Origin of the sequence: Gordonia sp. QH-12 (assembly GCF_001578675.1) — a bacterium.
Taxonomy (GTDB): domain Bacteria; phylum Actinomycetota; class Actinomycetes; order Mycobacteriales; family Mycobacteriaceae; genus Gordonia; species Gordonia sihwensis.
The window spans coordinates 134,038-153,408 of record NZ_KQ969285.1; the positions used below are offsets into that span (position 1 = coordinate 134,038).

Sequence of the window (19,371 nt, forward strand, 5' to 3'; positions counted from 1 at the left end):
CGGATGGGTCGACGCCCGTGACTCAGCCTACTCCCAAACGATCTCGGGTCCGCGTGAGTCCGCTGAACGCCGGAGTGCGGTGCGCGTCACTGTCCGCCGGCGATGTCCTCGATGACCGCGATGATGGTCCGGACGGGTACGCCGGTGCCGCCCTTACCGGTGTAGCCCCACGGGCCACCGGTGTTGAACGCCGGGCCGGCGACGTCGATATGCGCCCAGTCGAGCCCCTCGGCGACGAACTCCCGCAGGAACATCGCGGCCGACAGCATGCCGCCCCAGCGGTGGTTGGTGACGTTGGCGAGATCGGCGATCCGTGAATTCAGGTCGCTGCGGAGTTCCGCAGGCATCGGCATCGGCCAGCCGTGCTCGCCGACCGACTGGGAGATGGCGGCGACGCGGTCCCGGAAGTCGTCCGTGCCGAGCACACCGGGAGTCCGGGTGCCCAGCGCCACCATCTGCGCGCCGGTCAGGGTGGCCGTGTCGATGAGGAAGTCCGGCTCGTCCTCGCAGGCGCGGACGATGGCGTCCGCCAGGATCAGGCGGCCCTCCGCGTCGGTGTTGAGGACCTCGACCGTGGTGCCGCCGTACTGGGTGAGGACGTCGCCGGGACGCTGCGCGGTCGACGAGGGCATGTTCTCGGCCATCGGCACCGTCGCGATGACCGTGACCGGCACGTCCAGGCGTGCAGCGGCGATCGTGGAGGCGATGACCGCCGCCGCACCGCCCATGTCCGAGGTCATGTGGTCCATCCCGGCGGCGGGTTTGATGGAGATGCCGCCGGTGTCGAAGGTGATGCCCTTGCCGACGAGCGCGACGGTGCGCTCGGCGCCCTTGGCCTCGTGGGTCAGGCGCACCAGGCGGGGCTTGCGCGAGGATCCCTGTCCCACGCCGACGATGCCGCCGTAGCCTGCCTTCGCCAGTTCCACGTCGTCGAGGATCTCCACCCGGAGGCCGGCCTTGCTGCCGAGGATGCGTGCGCGCTCGGCGAACTCGGCGGGGTAGAGGACGTTCGGCGGGGTGTTGACGAAGTCGCGGGCGATCGCGACGGAGTCGGCGACGATCAGCGCGTGGTCGAGTTCGACCTTGGCCTGCTTGCTCTTCGCGGGTACCGCGAGTGACACGGCGGAGGGCGGCTGCTCGGAGGGGCGTGACTTCTCGCTGCGCAGTTCGTCGAAGCGATACGCGCCCAGGTACGAACCCTCCGCCGCCGCACCGAGGTCGGCGGCCGAGAGGGTGCTCACGACGCGGTCGAATCCGTCCAGTGCGCGTACGGCGTTCCCTGCGGCCTGTCGGATGGTCTCCGGATCGTCCACCTCTGTTCCCAGCCCGACCGCGACCACCACGCCGACCGGCAGCGATTGCGGTGCCGGGATCCGCGTGATCTCGCCGACCGACCCCTTGGCGCCCAGAGCCGACAGCGCCGCGCTGATCTGGTCGGCGGGCTCGTCGTCGAGGAAGTCCTCGACGAGCAGCAGTGTCGGCTCCTCGGTGCCGCCGTCGCCGGAACCGGCGACGAGGCCGACGACGAGCACGTCGTCGTCGGAGGAAAGGGCAGTGGTCAGGTCGATGCGGGGACCGCGGACACGGTCGGAGAAGTGGTTGGCGCTCACGCCTTTCAACTCTGCCACACCGGCACCGCCGAGCGGCTGAACCTCGGGTGGGAACCGCCCGGGTCGGGGCGATACCGTTAGCGCCATGACTGAACTGCTCGCAGGCCCGATCGCCGATCGTCACACCGCCCTGGGCGCCTCCTTCGCCGAGTTCGGCGGATGGAACATGCCCGTCTCGTATGCAGGCACCGTCGCCGAGCACAACGCCGTCCGCAGCACCGTCGGCATCTTCGACGTCAGTCACCTCGGCAAGGCGCTCGTGGCGGGCCCGGGAGCCGCCGGATTCGTGAACGCGACCCTGACCAACGATCTCGGCAAGATCGAGCCCGGGAAGGCCCAGTACACGCTGTGCTGCAACGAGCGCGGCGGCGTGATCGACGATCTGATCGCCTACCTGGCCGGCGACGACGAGGTGTTCCTGGTGCCGAATGCAGCCAATACGGCAGCCGTCGTGGCGGCACTGCGAGCGGTCGCCCCCGAAGGGATCGAGATCACCGATCAGCACCGCGATTACGCGGTCTTCGCAGTCCAGGGCCCGCAGTCGGCCGACGTGCTCGCCGCGCTCGACCTGCCGACCGACATGGAGTACATGGCCTACCGAGACGCTCGGATCGTGCTGGGCGGAGCCGAACTGGAGATCCGGGTGTGCCGGTCGGGCTACACCGGCGAGCACGGGTACGAGGTGCTGCCCCGGTGGGACGACGCGGGTGCGGTCTTCGACGCTCTGCTCGCCGAGGTGACTGCGCGCGGCGGTCAGCCCGCGGGGCTCGGTGCGCGTGACACGCTCCGCACCGAGATGGGGTACGCGCTGCACGGACACGAACTGAGCGTCGACATCACCCCGGTGCAGGCGCGGTCGTCGTGGGCCGTCGGCTGGGACAAGCCGTCGTTCTTCGGACGCGAGGCGCTGGTGGCCGAACGCGCCGCGGGCCCGGCCCGGCGCCTGTACGGGCTGAAGGCCACCGGCCGCGGGGTGCCGCGCGCGGACTGCACGGTGCATGTCGAGGCCGGCGGTGAGCAGATCGGTGTGTGCACGTCGGGCACGTTCTCTCCGACCCTCAAGCAGGGCATCGCCCTGGCGTTCATCGACACCGCCTCCGGCGTCAAGAAGGGCGACGAAGTGGTGGTCGATGTCCGCGGGCGGGCCCTGACCTGCGAGGTCGTTCTGCCGCCGTTCGTGGAGAGTCACGTCTGACCGGCGCATCCCGCCGGTGCCGGGAAACTCCCTTGCGGGTCGGCGGTACCATGACCGCATGACCTTGGAGTTCACCCGTACCGAGCATCCGCATCCGGTGTCGGAGAATCGACGCGCCGAGATCCTCGCCGCGCCGGGCTTCGGCAACTACTTCACCGACAACATGGTGACCGTAGACTTCGACCGCGATCGTGGATGGCACGGCGCACGGGTGACCCCGTACGGGCCGCTCGCTCTGGACCCGGCTGCGATGGTCCTGCACTACGCGCAGGAGATCTTCGAGGGGCTGAAGGCGTACCGCCAGCCCGACGGCTCCATCGCCGCCTTCCGGCCGGAGGCCAATGCTGAACGGTTCAACCGGTCGGCACGGCGCCTCGCGATGCCGGAGCTGCCGGTGGAGGACTTCGTCGGATCGCTGCGGGCGTTGCTGGCCGCCGACCACGCGTGGGTTCCCGACGCGGGCGGCGAGGAGTCTCTCTATCTGCGCCCGTTCATGATCGCGACCGAGGCGAGCCTCGGCGTCCGGCCGGCCGACAAGTACAGCTACGCGCTGATCGCATCGCCCGCCGGCGCTTACTTCAAGGGCGGCGTGAAGCCGGTCAGCGTCTATCTGTGCACCGAGTACGTGCGGGCCTCCCCGGGAGGTACCGGCGATGCGAAGTTCGGCGGCAACTACGCCGCGTCGCTGCTGGCGCAGGCGCAGGCCGCCGACAAGGGCTGCGACCAGGTGGTGTGGCTCGACGCCATCGAGCACCGCTTCATCGAGGAGATGGGCGGCATGAACCTGTTCTTCGTCTTCGGCTCGGGGTCGGACGCACAGCTGGTGACGCCGGAGCTCAGCGGCTCGCTGCTTCCGGGCATCACCCGCGACTCACTGCTCACCCTCGCCGCCGACGCGGGTTACAAGGTGGACGAGCGCCGCATCTCGACCGAGGAACTGCGCGAGGGGGTCAAGAACGGCGACATCACCGAGGTCTTCGCCTGCGGTACCGCTGCCGTGATCACTCCCGTCGGTCGGGTTCAGAGCGACACCGACGACTACCTGATCGGCGACGGCACCACGGGAGAGGTGACGCAGGCTCTCCGTGACACCCTCACCGGTCTGCAGCGCGGCACCTTCGCCGACACACACGGCTGGATGACCACGCTCTACCCGGCTCCGTGAACCGGCCGCTCCGGCCCTGAATGAGCGCTCATGCCGCAGCCGCACCCGTCCGGGTTCCGGCTGCGGCATGATCCGTTTCGGCGACCTCTACAGGAGCAGGCCGACGGCTGTCAGCACGGTCGCCACTTCGATCGTCGCGCCGATGACATCGCCAGTCAGCCCGCCGGCGCGACGGGCGCAATGCCCGGTGAAGGCCCAGGCGAACGCCCAGACGACGGCCACGGTCGCCGCCGCACGGACCGCATCCGCCGCGTGGAAGGTACCCGCGTTCCAGCCTCCCGCGGCCACCGCGACCGCGAGCAGGAGCACCGCCCACACCGCGATGGACGCGCGTTGAGTTCCGGCGACCAGCGCCCCGAACCCGTCGGTGTTCGCGGCGCTCAGACCGGCCCGGCACGCGACGGTCGCGGTGGTCCTTCCGGCGACCACCGCCAGCGCCAACGACCACCATCGTGAGTCGGCGGTCAGGGCGCCGAACGCCAGGGACTGGCCCAACAGCACCAGAACGAGCGTGGCCGCACCGAACGGCCCCACGTCGCCGCTGCGCATCACCGCCCGCACGCGATCCGGATCTCCGTAGCAGCCGAGACCGTCGGCCGTGTCGGCGAGACCGTCCAAGTGCATGCCGCGGGTAGTCGCCGCCAGCACCGCCACCACGGTGACGCCGGCCAGCGCGCTGGGGAGATCGGTGTGCGATAGCCCGAAGGCGACGGCGGCGGCGAGCAGTCCGACCACCGCTCCGACGACGGGTACCGCGGCGATCACGGTCGCGCCCCGGGCGCGGTCGAATTCGCCGCGGGGCTGCGGGAGCGGGAGTACCGTCAGCCAGCTGAAGGCGTCGTGCACGCCGCGGAGGCCACGGGCGATCATCCCGGTGTGCCTATTCTCCGCCGCTGACGCCGGCCTCGTCGAAGGTCGCCATGTCGGTCAGAATGTCGATCGACGACGCGACCAGCGGCAGCGCCGACACGGCACCGGTGCCCTCGCCCAACCGCATCGACAGGTCGAGGATCGCGGTCAGGCCGAGTGAATCGAGTGCGAACGCGTGCGCCGGTTCGGTGGACCGGTGACCGGCCTGCCACCAGGAGGCGGCACCCGGCGCCAACTGCTGCGCGACCAGGGCGGCCGAGGTCGTGATCAGCCCGTCCAGGAGTGCCGGAGTCTTCCGGACGGCCGCCTGGGCGAGGAATCCCGCCATCGCCGCGATGTCGGCGCCCGCCACCGCGGCGAGCAGCGCGAGCGGCTCGTTGCGGTGCCGCCGTGCATGACGCATGCCGTCGCGGATGGCCGCTGTCTTGCGGATCCAGGTGGCGTCGTCGATCCCGGTGCCCCGTCCCACCACGACCACCGGCTCGCGATCGGTGAGAGTCCCGACCAGCACGGCCGCCGGGGTGGTGTTGCCGATGCCCATGTCGCCGGCGATGAGCAGGTCGGCGCCGGCGTCGACGAGCTGGTCGGCCACGGCCCGTCCGGCGGCGACCGCCCGTCGGGCTTCGGCGATGGTCAGCGAACTGCCGGTTCGCAGATCGCCGCTTCCCGCGCGCACCTTGTACCGGGAGACGTGCGGGTCGGTATCGGCTCGCACCGCCATATCGAGGACCTGCACCGTGGCTCCGGCGCGGCGCGCCAGCACGTTGATCGCGGCGCCGCCGGTCGCGATGTTCGCGACCATCTGCGCTGTCACCTCGGGCGGATAGGCGGAGACGCCGTCGGCGGCCACGGCGTGATCGCCCGCGAACACCACCACTGCGGGCGACTGCAGGGTCCGCGGCGGGCAGACGCCCTGGCACGACGACATCCAGACGCCGAGCTCTTCGAGTCTGCCGAGGGATCGCGCCGGTTTGGTCAGCCGCAACTGTCGTGCCCGGGCCTGCTCGGCGACGTCGTGATCGGGGAGTTCGACGATCGGGAAGATCTCGGCGTCGGTGCCGTCGATCTGGGCCGGTTCGGAGACGGTCGCCCGCCGGGGCGCCGGCGCGTCGGCGGGCCGGGCGGGCTCTTCCGCGGGGACGGGTGAGGACGGTGCCGTGGACGCGGAAACCGGTACCGGGGCCGCGGGCACGGCGCCGGTACCGGCGGGCAGGTCCAGTGCACGTCCGGCGACGACGAGAGTGACCGTCTCGCAGACAGCCGCCACCGCCGCATTCAGGCGGCCCAGTTCGTCCGCGAAGCGCCGTCCAGACGGTGTCGGCGAGACGAGCGAGAGCCCCACTTCGGGGCTCACCAGCACTAGATCGCCGGAGTAGCCGGCGATGGCGGCGCACAGGTCCTCGATCTGCGCGGATACGTCGGCGGCCTCGTCCTCCCAGGCTCCGGCCTCGTCGAGCAGTGCGGTGAGCCAGTTGCCGAGGTCGTCGACGAGTGTCGGCTCATCGGGAAAGTCGCGCAGGAGCGACGCGAGATCGCACGATTCGACGGTGCGATAGCGGTCGCCGCGGCGTTCGCGGTGGGCATCGATCCGCGCGCGCCAGGCCCGGTCGCCGTCGGCGGAACCGGTCGCGACGTAGCGGACCGCGGGTGCGTCGGCGAGGAGATGCTCGGCGTGCGCCGATTTGCCCGAGCGGATGCCGCCGAGGATCAGCGTGCGCACGCGATCAGACCTTGTCGCCCGGCTTGACCTGCGGGCGCGGCGCGCGCATCATCCGCAGCTGCATGGCACGGGTGAAGCAGTACCACCCGAGCCGGAATCCGGTGTCGGTGGTGTCCGGGTAGCGCTCACGCACCCGCTTGTTGACCATCCGGCCCAGGTACAGCGAATCGATGATCACCAGCAGGACGAAGGCCAGCAGCACCAGGTTCCCGATGACCGCGAGGTTCGGCAGCATCAGAACCACCAGCAGGAAGATCGCGAAGGGCAGGAACAGTCCGGCGAAGTTGCGTCGCGAGTCGACGATGTCACGCGCCATCTTCCGGACCGGCCCCTGATCGCGGGCCATCATGAACTTCTCGTCGCCGGACATCATCTTCTCGCGCTGCTCGAGGCGGACGCGGCGGCGTTCGGCGGCCACCTCCTTGCGCTCCACCTTGGTCATCGACGCCCGCAGTGCCTTCTTCCGGGCCCGCGCTTCAGCGCGGGTGGTCGGGGGCGGCGCGACGGGACCGCGGCGGCGTTCGGCTTCGCGGCGCTTCGGCGTGGGGCGGCCCTTGCCGGGCGTCGTCGAACCAGAGGTCGGCCTCGCGTCGTCGGCCGGCACGTCGGTGGTCTCCTCCGACTCGGCGGCTGAGCTCTTGGCGGCGTCGGATTTCCAGGGCAACTTCACGACTACGAGACTATTCGATGCGGCGGCGACGGCGGGCATCGGGCAAGCGCCTCCCGGCTACTCTGACCGGTGATGGACACGACGGCGATGCGGGTGGTGATCGCCCCCGACGAGTTCGGCGGGACGCTGACGGCGGCGCAGGCCGCGTCCGCGATCGCCGAGGGCTGGGCCCGCGCGCGGCCGGGTGATGTGCTCGAGCAGCTGCCGCAGTCCGACGGCGGTCCCGGATTCGTCGACGTGCTCGCGGCTGCCGGCGTCGGGCGGCGTCTCGGCGTCTCGGCGTCCGGACCGCTCGGAGGTGCGGTGGCCGCCGAGGTGCTGCTCGACGGCCGCACGGCGTTCGTGGAGTCGGCTCAGGCATGCGGACTGCATCTGATCGGCTCGCCCGGTCCGGAGACGGCCTGGTGTGCGGGGACGGCCGGGGTCGGTGACCTGCTGCGGGCTGCGGTGGAGGCCGGTGCGACCCGGATCGTGGTCGGACTCGGCGGAAGTGGAACCACCGACGGAGGCCGCAGCGCCTGTACGGCACTCGGCGGACTGACCGCCGCGCACCACCTCCTGCGGGGGACCGAACTCGTGGCGGCCACCGACGTGACCAACCCGCTGCTCGGTCCGTCCGGGGCGGCCGCTGTCTTCGCTCCGCAGAAGGGCGCCGACCCCGAGACGGTCGCGCGGTTGGAGTCGCGACTGCAGCGGTGGGCGGACGAGTTGGAGGACCACCGCGTCGGCACCGACGACGGTCAGCGGCTCCGTGACGCCGCCGGTGCGGGTGCTGCGGGCGGGCTCGGTGCCTTTCTCCTGGCACTCGGTGCGACCCGAGAGGCGGGCGCCGACGTGGTGGCGGGTGTCACCGGTCGTGCGCGGCGCATCGCCGTCGCCGATCTCGTGCTGACCGGGGAGGGCCGCTTCGACGAGCAGACTCCCTGCGGCAAGGTGGTGGCCTCCGTCGCGGCCGACGCACGGCGTGCCGGAGTGCCTGCGGTGGTTCTGGCCGGGCAGGTGCGCGGCAGGCCCCGGGTCGACGGCGTCACCGTCGCGTATTCGATGGCTGACTGGGCCGGCTCGTCCGCGCGCGCACTCGCCGACCCGGCGCCGATCCTGGCCGGACTCGCGCAGACGGTCGCGGCCGGATTCGCCGGGACGGTCGAGCGGACCGGAATCTGACTCGGCCGAAACCCGGGCGCGGGATGCGGGAATAGCGGGTCGGCGAGTACCGTTGATGCTGTTGGCCGTGTCTGCCGGGCCGCTGTACCGGTAACTGAGCCACCGACAACGTATCCGGCCGTCGAGATTCTTCGCGGTCGGCGACATGAGGAGCGCCCATGACCGTTCAGAACGAAACCGCAACCGGTGTCCTGCTGACCGACGCCGCCGCCTCCAAGGCGAAGGCACTGCTGGACCAGGAAGGACGCGACGACCTGGCCCTGCGCATCGCGGTGCAGCCCGGTGGCTGCGCCGGTCTGCGCTACCAGCTGTTCTTCGACGACCGCAGCCTGGACGGCGACGTGGTCTCGGACTTCGGCGGCGTGAAGCTGGCCGTCGACCGGATGAGCGCACCCTACGTGCAGGGTGCCACCATCGACTTCGTCGACAGCATCGAGAAGCAGGGCTTCACCATCGACAACCCGAATGCGACCGGCAGCTGCGCCTGCGGCGATTCGTTCAACTGAGTCCATTCGGCAGCTGACACGGAGCTGTCGACGGCCGTGACCTCAACTGACGCTCGCGTCGGGGGTGGGGTCACGGCCGTCGTCGTTTCCGGACGAAGTACCGTTGGACAGATGTTCATTGCCGTCTGCGGGTCGCTTGCGACCGACCATCTGATGAAGTTCCCCGGAAAGTTCTCCGATCAGCTCGTAGCCGATCAGCTCGAGCACATCTCGCTCAGCTTTCTCGTCGAAGACCTCGTCGTCCATCGGGGCGGCGTCGGCGGCAACATCGCGTACGCGATCGGTTCGCTAGGGGAGAAGCCCCTGCTCGTCGCGGCGGCCGGTCCCGACTTCGACGACTACGAGAACTGGCTGTCCGGACACGGCGTCGACTGCCGCGGCGTCACGAGGTCCCAGTCCAAGCACACCGCGCGATTCATGTGCACCACCGACGAGACCATGGCTCAGCTCGCCACGTTCTACGCCGGAGCCATGAGCGAGGCCCGCGACATCGACCTCACCGCGCTGTTCGCCACCACCGGCCGCCCCGACCTCGTGCTCGTCGGAGCCGATGACCCCGACGCGATGGTCAGCCACACGCGGACGTGCCGTGAGCAGGGGATCCCGTTCGCCGCGGACCCGTCGCAGCAGTTGGCGCGGCTCGACGGCACCGCCGCCCGCGACCTGATCGACGGCGCGGCGTACCTGTTCACCAACGAGTACGAGTGGGGCCTGCTGCAGCAGAAGACCGGACTCGACGCCGCGCAGGTGGCAGATCTCGTCGGGACCCGTATCACCACGCTCGGTGCCGGTGGTGTCGACATCGTGGAGCGAGACGGCACCACGACCCACGTCGGCGTGGTGCCGGTCCGCGAGCAGGTGGACCCGACCGGTGTCGGCGACGGCTTCCGCGCAGGCTTCCTGACCGGCATCGCCCGCGGCCTCGGCTACGAACGGGCCGCACAGCTCGGTGCGATGGTCGCCACTCTGGTGCTCGAATCGGAATCGACCCAGGGCTGGACCTGGAACGTCGACGTGGCCGTCGAGCGACTCACCGAGGCCTACGGCGCCGACGCCGCTGCGGAGATCAAGACCGTTCTGTAGGCGGCTGGCGCGCCACTCAGGCTGGTTGAGCGAGCGAAGCGAGTCGAAACCAACGCGACATCCGACGGCAGCAGATGGTTCTGCTACCGGCCGATTGTCACCGGGGTTTCGACTCGCTTCGCTCGCTCAACCAGCGGGAACAGGGACGGGCCGCTCGCTCAACCAGCGGGAACAGGGACGGGCCGCTCGCTCAACCAGCGGAGGCGGGACGGGCCGCTCGCTCAACCAGCGGAGGCGGGACGGGCCGCCTGCTCGACCACCGGGCGGTCAGCTACAGGCGGACCGGGTAATCGTGATCTTCGATCGCCGGGACGATGGCTCCGTCGACGAAGATGCCGTACCAGAGCATGAAGCAGAGGACGGTCCAGATCCGCCGACTGTTGTCGACCTCGCCGCGCCGGTGCTCTTCGAGCATCTGCATCACGAAACGCTTGTCGAAGACGTGGTCGGTGTCGGACGTGGAGATGAGCTCGCGCGCCCAGTCGTACATCTCGGTGCCGGCGAGCCAGTGGCGCAGCGGGACCGGGAAACCGAGCTTACGACGATGCAGCACGTGCGGCGGAACGATCTGTTCGAGCGCCTTGCGCAGCGCGTACTTGGTGGTGCCGTGGCTGATCTTCTCCTCGAACGGGAGGCGTTCGGCGACGGCGAACACCTCCTTGTCGAGGAACGGAACGCGCAGTTCCAGCGAGTGCGCCATGTTGATCTTGTCGGCCTTGACGAGGATGTCGCCGCGCAGCCAGGTGAACAGGTCGAGGTGCTGCATGCGCGTCACCGGGTCCATTCCCTCGCTCATCCGGTAAATGGGTGCGGTGACGTCCTGATGTGTCCACTCGGGCCGGAAGTTCCGCAGCACCGCACGCAGCCGGGCGTCGTCGAAGCTGCGTGCATTGCCGTAGTACCGCTCCTCGAGGGTCAGCGAGCCGCGGTGCAGGAGGCTCTTGCCCCGGGTGCCCTCGGGGATTCTGTCCGACACCTTGCCCGCCAGCCGCCGCAGTCCGCCGGGCAGCTTGTCGAACGACTTGAGCGACAGCGGCTCTTTGTAGATGGTGTAGCCGCCGAACAACTCGTCGGCGCCCTCACCGGAGAGCACCACCTTCACGTGCTTACGGGCCTCGGCCGCGACGAAGTACAGCGGTACCAGCGCGGGGTCGGCGACCGGGTCGTCGAGGTACCAGATGATCTGGGGGAGCGCCTCGATGAACTCCCGCGGCGAGACCACCTTCACGATGTGGCGGGCGCCGATCGCCTCTGCCGACTCCGCGGCGACGTCGACCTCGGAGTAGCCCTCCCGTTCGAATCCGGTGGTGAAGGTGATGAGGTCGGGATTGTGCTGGATCGCCAGCGCCGCGATCGCCGTCGAGTCGATGCCGCCCGACAGGAACGACCCGACGGTGACATCCGCGCGCATGTGCTTGGCCACCGAGTCGCGCAGCACGTCGGCGATCTCGTCGTAGCGCTTCTGCTCGCCACCCGGAGCGAAGGGGCGCACCGGGAATCGAGGTGCGAAATAGCGAGTCGTCTGCGGGGCGGCACCCGGCTTGAGCGTCGCGTAACAGCCGGACTCCAGCCGGGTGATGTCGCGGTGCAGAGTCTCCGGCTCGGGGACGTACTGGAGAACGGTGTAGTGCTCGATCGCGCGATCGTCGAGTTCGCGGTCGAGGTCGAGCCGGTCGAGCAGTTCCAGGAGGCTCTTCTTCTCCGATCCGAAGGCGGTACCCCGCGGGCTGGTCGCCAGGAACAGCGGCTTGATGCCGAACGAGTCACGGGCGATGAACAACTCGCGGTTCTGGGTGTCCCAGATCGCGAAGGCGAACATGCCGCGCAGTTTGCGGACCACCTCCGGTCCCCAGTAATGGAAGCCCGCGACGATCGACTCGCCGTCCCCTTCGGTGCGGAACGGCGCGTCGTGGTCGCGCGCCAGCTCGTCACGGATCTCCAGGTAGTTGTAGATCTCTCCGTTGAACACCAGTGCATAGCGTTCGGGGTTCTCCGCCGGCCCCCATCGCAGCGGCTGGTGCGAGTGTTCGATGTCGATGATCGAGAGCCTGTTGAAACCGAAGACGAGGTCGCCGTCGTTCCACGTGCCCATGTCGTCGGGCCCGCGATGCCGCATGCACCTCGCTGCCGAGGCGACGAGGTCGATGGTGGACGACGCCGAACCGTCGCTGGTGAGCATTCCGAGCAAGCCACACACGGTGTCAGGGCCTCTTTCGCAGATACTGTCAGGTCAGACGGGCGGCGATCCGCGCCCGTGAGCGCGTTCCACTATGCCGCAGATGCGCTGGCCGCCGCGACTCCGGCGCACCGTGGCGAGGGCGGAATCACCCCCGGTCGAAGCCGTATCCGCAGGTCGCGAAAAATGATCGGCGAAACAGCGAACCCCAATCACGACGACTTCGTCGGGTTGGTCTACGCTGCGTAGTACTAGGTGCAAGAATTGCGTCGAGGAGTGTCTGCTCGTCGCCGCAGGCCTTGGAAGAACAGCTCCCTGCCAGCAGGAAGGCGTGAAATTGACGAACGGTGTACGGCCGTCGACGCGACGGAAGGGATCTCCGTCGCGCACGATCAAGAGACTGAGTGGCCTCGCAGTACTCGGCGTCGGTGTGCTGATGACATCGGGCTGCAGTGCTGAAGAGGCCCTGCGTTTCGGTTGGCCGGAGGGAGTCACTCCCGAGGCACATGATATGCGCACCTTCTGGACCTGGTCGGTCATCGCCGCCCTGGCCATGGGTGTGCTGGTGTGGGGTCTGATCTTCTGGACCATCACCTTCCACCGCCGCAAGAAGAACGGCACCGCCGAGGACGAGATTCCGCGTCAGACCGGATACAACGTTCCGCTGGAACTCGCGTACACCGCGATCCCGTTCGTGCTGATCGCCGTGATGTTCTACTTCACCGTCGTCGTTCAGAACTCGGTGGAGAAGAAGGAAGAGAACCCGGCTGTCGCCGTGGACGTCACCGCCTTCCAGTGGAACTGGAAGTTCGGCTACAAGTCGGTCACCATCGACGGCAAGCAGCTGGTGAACCCGAAGACGGACTCCAAGCAGGGCGTTCCCTTCCAGGACCAGATCGCCAAGTACCGCGAAGAGGACGGCAAGCAGGAGGAGATCCTCGGTGCCGCCGGCGGCCGTTCGGCCGAGATCCGGGACTACCTGAGCTACGACAAGATCGAGACCCTCGGTAGCTCGTCGGAGATTCCGATCCTGGTGCTGCCGACCAATACGCGCATCCAGTTCGATCTCGCAGCAGCGGATGTCGTGCACTCCTTCTGGGTTCCCGAGTTCCTCTTCAAGCGCGACGTGATGCCCTTCCCGAAGCAGAACCACCAGGACTCGAGCTTCCAGATCTCCGAGATCGACCGCGAGGGCGCCTTCGTCGGACGCTGTGCGGAGATGTGCGGAACGTTCCACGCGATGATGAACTTCGAGGTCCGCGCCGTGAGCCCGACGACCTTCGCGAACTACATCAAGTACCGCCAGGCCCACCCGGAGGCGACCAACGCTCAGGCGCTCAAGGCCGTGTGCCAGGTTCCCGAGTCGGTCACCACGGTTCCGTTCGACACCCGCCGTGTCTCCAACGGAACCACTCCGAAGAACCTCGGCGATGCCAACAACACCACGATCGCCCAGTGCACCCCGGAGGTTTAAGGAACTATGAAGGTCGAAGCACGGGTCTTTGAGGCCCTCGCCCTCTTCTTCATCCTGATGGGCGTGATCTACGCCGTCGCGACGTTCTACTACCGGACCGGTGTGGAATGGGCGGGTGCGACCGCCATGTTCTTCTCCGGCGGTCTGGCGCTCATCGCGGGCACCTACTTCCGGTTCGTGGCCCGTCGCGTGGAGATCCGTCCGGAGGATTACGAAGAGGCGGAGATCGAGGACGGCGCCGGTGAGCTCGGCTTCTTCTCGCCGCACAGCTACTGGCCGATCATGATCGCCGGCGGCGCAGCGCTCTTCGCCATCGGTTTCGCGAGTTCCAACTGGTGGTTCGCCATCGGTCTGGTGCCGATCATCGTCGGCACGGTCGCCGGACTGGTCTTCGAGTACCACGTCGGACCCGAGAAGCACTGATCGTCTCCACTCAGACGCACGAAGCCGCACCCGAGAACCGGGTGCGGCTTCGTCATTCTCACGAGCTGTCCGCGGCGTTCCGCGGGCAGCTGTTCGCATTCCTGGCCGATGCCTTCGACGGGGACTTCGGCGCCGACGACTTCGACCATGCGCTCGGCGGCGTCCACGTGATCGCGTTCGGTACCGACGACGCGGTGGTGGGACACGCGTCGGTCGTTCAACGGCAGCTGATCGTCCAAGGGGAGAATGTGCCCGGCGGCAGGGTTCTGCGGACGGGCTATGTGGAGGCGGTGGCGGTCGATGCCGCATACCGCCGCCGCGGCATCGGCGATGCGCTGATGCACCAGGTGGACGGAATCGTCGCCCGTGCGTACGACTTCGGCGCACTCGGTGCCTCCGACGACGGTCGCCGGCTGTATCTTCGACACGGCTGGGAACGGTGGTCCGGCCCGCTCGGCGTCCTCACACAGTCGGGGGTACAGTCCACCCCGGACGATGAGGGCGCAGTCCTGGTCCTCCGGACACCTGAGACCGCGGAGATCGACACGGACGGTCGGCTGATCTGCGAATTCCGCCGCGGGGACGTGTGGTGAACTCGACGTCCACGGCCTCGTAGGCCCGTTCCGGGGCGCCCGGGGCTGACGATCGAGGACGTTCTTCCGGAGCAGGCCCTCTGCCGGGGTTCTCCAGCCCAGGCTCTTGCGGGCCGGTTGTTGAGCGCGAGAGCTTGCCGTCGTCGGCCGCTTCGCCGCCTGCGGCGCTTTCCACTGCGCCACCAATGCCCGATACTCCTGCTTCCCTGCGCGCGTGGCCGCGTTGCGGCGTAACTCACGCGAGATCGTCCCCGGAGTCCCGGCCAATCCTGCGTACGATCTCACGAACCCCGACCTGTCTAGCGCGCAAGAGCGCGATCTCCTCACGTCCGGCGAAAGACAGGTAGCGGCCGGTAGGTGCGGCCAATGAGATCGGTGGCATACCGCCAGCGTGACGGAACCAATGAACGCCAACCGGCACGGACACGCCAACCGTCAACGACGCCTCGGCCTAGTTGATGCCCTTCGCGATCAGAGGCAGAACTGCCGCTGCACCGCCCGAGAGGGCTCGGGCCGCCCGGGCGAGCGTATCGGCGGGCGCAACGCACGATCTGGACGCCACTGCCGCCGAGCCCTTTCAGGAACGTCGCTCGTCTTAGCAGACCAGTCCTTCGTCGCCACTGCTGAAACACCTCCACAGTCAAGGTGTTGCGGCGACCAGTCGAATCCGCCCTGCGATCCGCGGTCGCTGTGAACCACGCAGCCGGCCACCAGATCTCCGGGCGCGGCCGGGCGGGCGACGGTAGAGCCGAGGGCGCCGACACCGAGTCGTGCCTTCATTCTCGGCCGGCGTCGGCGACCTCGTCGAGTTCGGCGGCGGTCACCGGGACCGCGAGCGACGCTTGCGCAGTTCCCGTTCGGCTGCCGCCAGCTCGGCCGTGGTCCGTCGCTTGGCGACCGATCGAGGGCGCGCACCGTCGCCGGTGGGGGAGGGGAGCGCAGATACGACGAAGGCCGTCTCGCTGGTGCGAGACGGCCTTCGTCGTGGTGACTGCGCGGATCAGTCGAGGGCCTTGCCGCCCTTCTCCTGCAGGGCGATGAGCGCCTGCTTCTCCGCTTCGTGCTGCTCGTGAGCGATGCGCTCGTTGAGCGCCTGCTCCTCGGCGCTGTCCGGAACCAGCACGGTGCCGGAACCCGGCGACCCCGCTGCGCCGAGCTTGTTCATCCGCTTCGGCAGCGGTGCACCCTCGTAGGGGAGCGGGATCGGGTGACCGTGGTCGTCGACCGGTCCGAGCGGCTGGTGGATCTCGATGTACTCGCCCTTGGGCTCGCGGCGGATGATGCCCGTCTCGATGCCGTGTGCGAGGACGTCGCGGTCGCTGCGCTGCAACGACAATGCCCAGCGGTACGCGATGAAGTACACCAGCGGCGGGATCACCAGCAGACCGATGCGGCCCATCCAGGTGGTCGCGTTGAGCGAGATGTGGAACTTCAGCGCGATGATGTCGTTCATACAGCTCACCGTGAGGATGATGTAGAACGCCAGGGCCATCGCTCCGACCGCCGTGCGCACCGGGGTGTCACGCGGACGCTGCAGCAGGTTGTGGTGCGCGGTGTCGCCGGTCAGCTTCTTCTCGATCCAGGGGTACGTGAAGAGCAGGCCGAAGATCACGCCGATGACCACAACGACCCAGAAGATCGCGGGGATCGTGTAGTTGCCGAGGTAGAGCTCCCACGGCGGCATCAGTCGGGCGAAGCCGTCGGTCCACATCATGTAGATGTCGGGCTGCGAGCCCGCCGAGACCTGCGCCGGGTTGTACGGACCGATGTTCCACACCGCATTGATCTGGAAGACGCCGGCCATCAGGGCGAGAACGCCGGTGATGATGGCGAAGAAGGCACCGCCCTTGGCGGCGAACACCGGGAGGATGCGAACGCCGACGACGTTCTTCTCGGTGCGGCCGGGGCCGGGGAACTGCGTGTGCTTCTGGTACCAGACCAGAGCCAGGTGAGCACCGATCAGACCCAGGATGATGGCCGGGAAGATCAGGATGTGCAGGACGTACAGGCGCGGGATGATGATGTCGCCCGGGAAGTCGCCGCTGAACAGGGCCCACTGGACCCAGGTACCGATCAGCGGAATGCCCAGGACGATGCCCGACATCGCGGCGCGAACGCCGGTGCCCGAGAGCAGGTCGTCCGGCAGCGAGTACCCGAAGAATCCCTCGAACATCGCCAGCAGCAGCAGGAAGCAGCCGATGACCCAGTTCGCCTCACGCGGGCGGCGGAACGCGCCGGTGAAGAAGATTCGCATCATGTGGATGATGATCGACGCGGCGAACAGCAGGGCCGCCCAGTGGTGGATCTGGCGAACGAAGAGTCCGCCGCGGACCTCGAAGGAGAGGTTCAGCGTGGTCTCGTACGCGCGACTCATGGTGACGCCGTTGAGCGGCTGGTAGGCGCCGTCGTAGATGACGTGAGCCATCGACGGGTCGAAGAACAGAGTCAGGTACGTACCGGACAGCAACAGGATGATGAAGCTGTACAGCGCGATCTCGCCCAGCAGGAACGACCAGTGGGTGGGGAAGACCTTGTTGATCTGTCGACGCATACCGGCCGCGAGGTGGTACCGCGAGTCGACCTCTTCTGCCTGCGTGGCGAGGCGGTCAGCGATCGTCATGACTTACGCTCCCAGAATGCCGGTCCGACGGGCTCGATGAAGTCGCCGTTGGCGACCATGTAGCCCTGGTTGTTAACACTGATGGGCAGCTGCGCCAGCGCACGTGCGGCCGGTCCGAAGACCGCCTTGCCGTACTCGAGGGCGTTGAACTGCGACTGGTGGCACGGGCAGAGGATCCGGTTGGTCTGCTGCTCGTACAGCGAGGTCGGGCAACCCAGGTGACTGCAGACCTTCGTGTAGGCGTAGTAGTCGCCGTAGTTGAAGCTCTCCTGGCCCTTGCGCTTGATGACGCGCTCGGCGTCGGCCGGACGCAGGCGGATCAGCATGACGGGGTTGCGGACCGCGCGAAGACCCTCGAGCAGCTTGTGGCGGGACTCCTCGGTCTCGCCGTAGCCGTCGGAGACGCGCCACGGGAAGACGGTCTCCATGGCGCCGGCGTCGAGGTCCTCCGGTCGGACCAGGGCCACCTGGTACGGGTTGCCGGTGTCGCGGCGCAGGAAGACGGTCTCGCCCTTGGTCTCATTGTAGATCGGCGACCAACCGGTGTGCCACAGGGGAGCGTCGTCGCCCTTGGCCCACGGGTTCTTGATGAAGCCGCCGATCGCGGCGACGCCGCCGGCCACCGACAATGCGCCGAGGCCGAAGACCGCCGAACCGATGATCATCTTGCGGCGGGGGAGGGTGGAGGTCTCCAGCGTGTCGTCGAGTTCAGCGACGATGGTCTGCTTGTCGACGTCCGCCGAACCTCCGTCGTGACGATCCTGCACCGAGATCTCGGCCGGGATGAACCGCTTGGTCAGCTGAACGACGCCGAATCCGAACGACAGGATCGAGAGACCGAAGGTAACGCCGAGCAGAGGCGTGTACAGGGTGTAAGCCCAGTAGCCCGACTCGTCCGGCATGCGGAACTGCCATTCATTCCAGATGAACAGCGCGAAGCCGGCGATGGCGAAGAGGCCTGCCAGCACGAACCAGATCGCGACAGCGAACTCGGCGCGCTTCTCGGCCTTCGTGCCCGGCTCGGGGAAACGCTCGGCGCGGTGGATGATCTCCACTCCGTCGAGGTTGGTACCGAGACGGACCTTCTCGTCGCGAGACATTGCGGCGAGCTCGTCGTCGGACGGGACGTCCTTACTCGTGTCGCTCAATTTCGTGATCCAATCCACATTGCGCCGGCGACGACCGCCGTCACGCCGACAACCCACATGACGATGCCCTCAGAGACCGGACCGAAACCGCCCAGTCCGTAACCGCCGCTGGGGTTGGCGGTGTCCACGTAACGGACGTAGCCGATGATGTTCTTCTTCTCGTCCACCGACAGCTGACGGTTCGAGAACTTGGGCATGTTCTGCGGTCCGGTGAGCATCGCGGTGTAGAGCTGCTGCGGGTTGACGTCCGTCAGCGGGGGAGCGAACTTACCGCCCGAGAGAGCGCCGCCACGACCGGTGAAGTTGTGGCAGGAGGCGCAGTTGAGACGGAACAGCTCCGAACCGCGGCCGATGTCGGTGCCGCGCAGCGAGTCCATCGCGAGGACGGGGAAGCCGTCCTTGTACTTGATGTTGCCGTCGGCGTCCTTCTCGTACATGACCGACGGACCGCCGCCCATCGCCTGGATGTAGGCGCCGAGCTGGTCGATCTGAGCCTCAGTGAACTTGGCGGGCTTGCGCTGCGCCTGAGCCTCGTTGCGCGAGGCCGGCATGCGGCCGCTGGAGACCTGGAAGTACACCGCGGCGTCACCGACGCCGATGAGCGACGGACCGCGGTCCCGGACGCCCTCGAGGTTGGCGCCGTGGCAGGTGATGCAGGAGGTGTCGTACAGCTGCTTGCCTGCGGCGACGGAGCTCGCGCTCTTGTCGTCGGCGGTCGCGACCTGCGGCTTGGGCGAGATCAATGCGGCGATGATGCCGGTGGCGATCAGGCCAAGCAGAAGGAAGATGGTGCCGCTGGCTCGGCGACGGAGCTTGCGACGCCGCTTAGCGCGCGCGGCGTCGTTGTTTTCATCGGACGGGTCGCGGTCTTCCGGCGAACTCGGTGGAGATGATCTCATCTGTGACTCTCTACTAAGCGGTTTGGACTGAATGTATGTGAACCGGTCCGGCGGG

General features: G+C 68.2%; 16 protein-coding genes and 1 pseudogene. 8 read left to right on the forward strand and 9 right to left on the reverse strand.

Annotated features, from left to right (window positions below; all coding sequences use genetic code 11):
* Positions 1-86: 86 nt before the first annotated feature.
* On the reverse strand, positions 87-1,610 hold the full coding sequence (locus tag Y710_RS05265) for a leucyl aminopeptidase (protein WP_039866939.1): 1,524 nt from the start codon (positions 1,608-1,610) through the stop codon (positions 87-89).
* 85 nt (positions 1,611-1,695) lie between these two features.
* Between Y710_RS05265 and gcvT the strand changes: the two genes are divergently transcribed.
* Positions 1,696-2,805, forward strand: a complete 1,110-nt coding sequence (gene gcvT, locus Y710_RS05270; protein ID WP_062366660.1) for a glycine cleavage system aminomethyltransferase GcvT — start codon at positions 1,696-1,698, stop codon at positions 2,803-2,805.
* A 58-nt stretch (positions 2,806-2,863) separates the two neighbouring features.
* A complete protein-coding gene (locus tag Y710_RS05275; protein WP_062366662.1) occupies positions 2,864-3,970 on the forward strand; it encodes a branched-chain amino acid aminotransferase in 1,107 nt (368 codons plus the stop codon).
* Between the two features lie 87 nt (positions 3,971-4,057).
* On the opposite strand, the gene Y710_RS05280 is transcribed toward Y710_RS05275, so the two are convergent.
* Genes Y710_RS05280 through Y710_RS05290 form a run of 3 tightly spaced genes read right to left on the reverse strand, consistent with a single transcriptional unit; the run spans position 4,058 to position 7,230 of the window.
* Positions 4,058-4,840 (reverse strand): adenosylcobinamide-GDP ribazoletransferase, encoded by a 783-nt coding sequence (locus tag Y710_RS05280; protein ID WP_062366664.1) that lies wholly within the window; start codon positions 4,838-4,840, stop codon positions 4,058-4,060.
* 10 nt (positions 4,841-4,850) lie between these two features.
* On the reverse strand, positions 4,851-6,560 hold the full coding sequence (gene cobT / locus Y710_RS05285; protein ID WP_006895277.1) for a nicotinate-nucleotide--dimethylbenzimidazole phosphoribosyltransferase: 1,710 nt from the start codon (positions 6,558-6,560) through the stop codon (positions 4,851-4,853).
* Positions 6,561-6,564: 4 nt separating this feature from the next.
* Positions 6,565-7,230, reverse strand: coding sequence for a DUF3043 domain-containing protein (locus Y710_RS05290; protein WP_006895278.1), 666 nt, complete (start codon positions 7,228-7,230; stop codon positions 6,565-6,567).
* 72 nt (positions 7,231-7,302) lie between these two features.
* Between Y710_RS05290 and Y710_RS05295 the strand changes: the two genes are divergently transcribed.
* The 3 genes from Y710_RS05295 to Y710_RS05305 all read left to right on the forward strand — a co-directional run bounded on the left by Y710_RS05295 (position 7,303) and on the right by Y710_RS05305 (position 9,983).
* Positions 7,303-8,394, forward strand: a complete 1,092-nt coding sequence (locus Y710_RS05295; protein ID WP_231875681.1) for a glycerate kinase family protein — start codon at positions 7,303-7,305, stop codon at positions 8,392-8,394.
* A 158-nt stretch (positions 8,395-8,552) separates the two neighbouring features.
* Positions 8,553-8,900: a HesB/IscA family protein gene (locus tag Y710_RS05300; RefSeq protein ID WP_006895280.1), complete on the forward strand. Its 348-nt coding sequence runs from the start codon at positions 8,553-8,555 to the stop codon at positions 8,898-8,900.
* A 111-nt stretch (positions 8,901-9,011) separates the two neighbouring features.
* Positions 9,012-9,983 (forward strand): carbohydrate kinase family protein, encoded by a 972-nt coding sequence (locus Y710_RS05305; protein ID WP_045539470.1) that lies wholly within the window; start codon positions 9,012-9,014, stop codon positions 9,981-9,983.
* Positions 9,984-10,254: 271 nt separating this feature from the next.
* Here Y710_RS05305 and asnB read toward each other — a convergent pair whose 3' ends face one another.
* Complete coding sequence (asnB, locus tag Y710_RS05310) at positions 10,255-12,180, reverse strand: asparagine synthase (glutamine-hydrolyzing) (protein WP_045539468.1); 1,926 nt, start codon at positions 12,178-12,180, stop codon at positions 10,255-10,257.
* A 310-nt stretch (positions 12,181-12,490) separates the two neighbouring features.
* Between asnB and Y710_RS05315 the strand changes: the two genes are divergently transcribed.
* The 3 genes from Y710_RS05315 to Y710_RS05325 are packed head-to-tail and all read left to right on the forward strand — an operon-like array spanning position 12,491 to position 14,649.
* Positions 12,491-13,633 (forward strand): aa3-type cytochrome oxidase subunit II, encoded by a 1,143-nt coding sequence (locus Y710_RS05315; RefSeq protein ID WP_006895283.1) that lies wholly within the window; start codon positions 12,491-12,493, stop codon positions 13,631-13,633.
* A 6-nt stretch (positions 13,634-13,639) separates the two neighbouring features.
* Complete coding sequence (locus Y710_RS05320) at positions 13,640-14,056, forward strand: cytochrome c oxidase subunit 4 (protein ID WP_006895284.1); 417 nt, start codon at positions 13,640-13,642, stop codon at positions 14,054-14,056.
* Between the two features lie 41 nt (positions 14,057-14,097).
* A complete protein-coding gene (locus Y710_RS05325; protein ID WP_062366666.1) occupies positions 14,098-14,649 on the forward strand; it encodes a GNAT family N-acetyltransferase in 552 nt (183 codons plus the stop codon).
* Between the two features lie 144 nt (positions 14,650-14,793).
* Here the strand turns inward: Y710_RS05325 and Y710_RS19050 are convergent.
* The 4 genes and pseudogenes from Y710_RS19050 to Y710_RS05340 all read right to left on the reverse strand — a co-directional run.
* A pseudogene (locus Y710_RS19050) lies at positions 14,794-15,192 on the reverse strand (helix-turn-helix domain-containing protein); the annotation flags it as partial.
* A gap of 457 nt (positions 15,193-15,649) precedes the next feature.
* Positions 15,650-17,269, reverse strand: a complete 1,620-nt coding sequence (locus Y710_RS05330) for a cytochrome bc1 complex cytochrome b subunit (protein WP_006895286.1) — start codon at positions 17,267-17,269, stop codon at positions 15,650-15,652.
* Positions 17,266-18,417, reverse strand: a complete 1,152-nt coding sequence (locus tag Y710_RS05335; protein WP_062366668.1) for a cytochrome bc1 complex Rieske iron-sulfur subunit — start codon at positions 18,415-18,417, stop codon at positions 17,266-17,268. Before Y710_RS05335 ends, Y710_RS05330 begins: the two co-directional genes overlap by 4 nt.
* A complete protein-coding gene (locus Y710_RS05340) occupies positions 18,414-19,316 on the reverse strand; it encodes a cytochrome bc1 complex diheme cytochrome c subunit (protein ID WP_062366670.1) in 903 nt (300 codons plus the stop codon). The genes Y710_RS05335 and Y710_RS05340 overlap by 4 nt, the downstream gene beginning before the upstream one ends.
* Positions 19,317-19,371 lie beyond the last annotated feature (55 nt).

Coding starts and splice junctions, on each gene's coding strand:
- Y710_RS05320 (WP_006895284.1), top strand. CDS start 13,640: ATGAAGGTCGAAGCACGGGTCTTTGAGGCCCTCGCCCTCTTCTTCATC.
- Y710_RS05275 (WP_062366662.1), top strand. CDS start 2,864: ATGACCTTGGAGTTCACCCGTACCGAGCATCCGCATCCGGTGTCGGAG.
- gcvT (WP_062366660.1), top strand. CDS start 1,696: ATGACTGAACTGCTCGCAGGCCCGATCGCCGATCGTCACACCGCCCTG.
- Y710_RS05340 (WP_062366670.1), bottom strand. CDS start 19,316: ATGAGATCATCTCCACCGAGTTCGCCGGAAGACCGCGACCCGTCCGAT.
- Y710_RS05295 (WP_231875681.1), top strand. CDS start 7,303: ATGGACACGACGGCGATGCGGGTGGTGATCGCCCCCGACGAGTTCGGC.
- Y710_RS05305 (WP_045539470.1), top strand. CDS start 9,012: ATGTTCATTGCCGTCTGCGGGTCGCTTGCGACCGACCATCTGATGAAG.
- Y710_RS05300 (WP_006895280.1), top strand. CDS start 8,553: ATGACCGTTCAGAACGAAACCGCAACCGGTGTCCTGCTGACCGACGCC.
- Y710_RS05330 (WP_006895286.1), bottom strand. CDS start 17,269: ATGACGATCGCTGACCGCCTCGCCACGCAGGCAGAAGAGGTCGACTCG.
- Y710_RS05280 (WP_062366664.1), bottom strand. CDS start 4,840: ATGATCGCCCGTGGCCTCCGCGGCGTGCACGACGCCTTCAGCTGGCTG.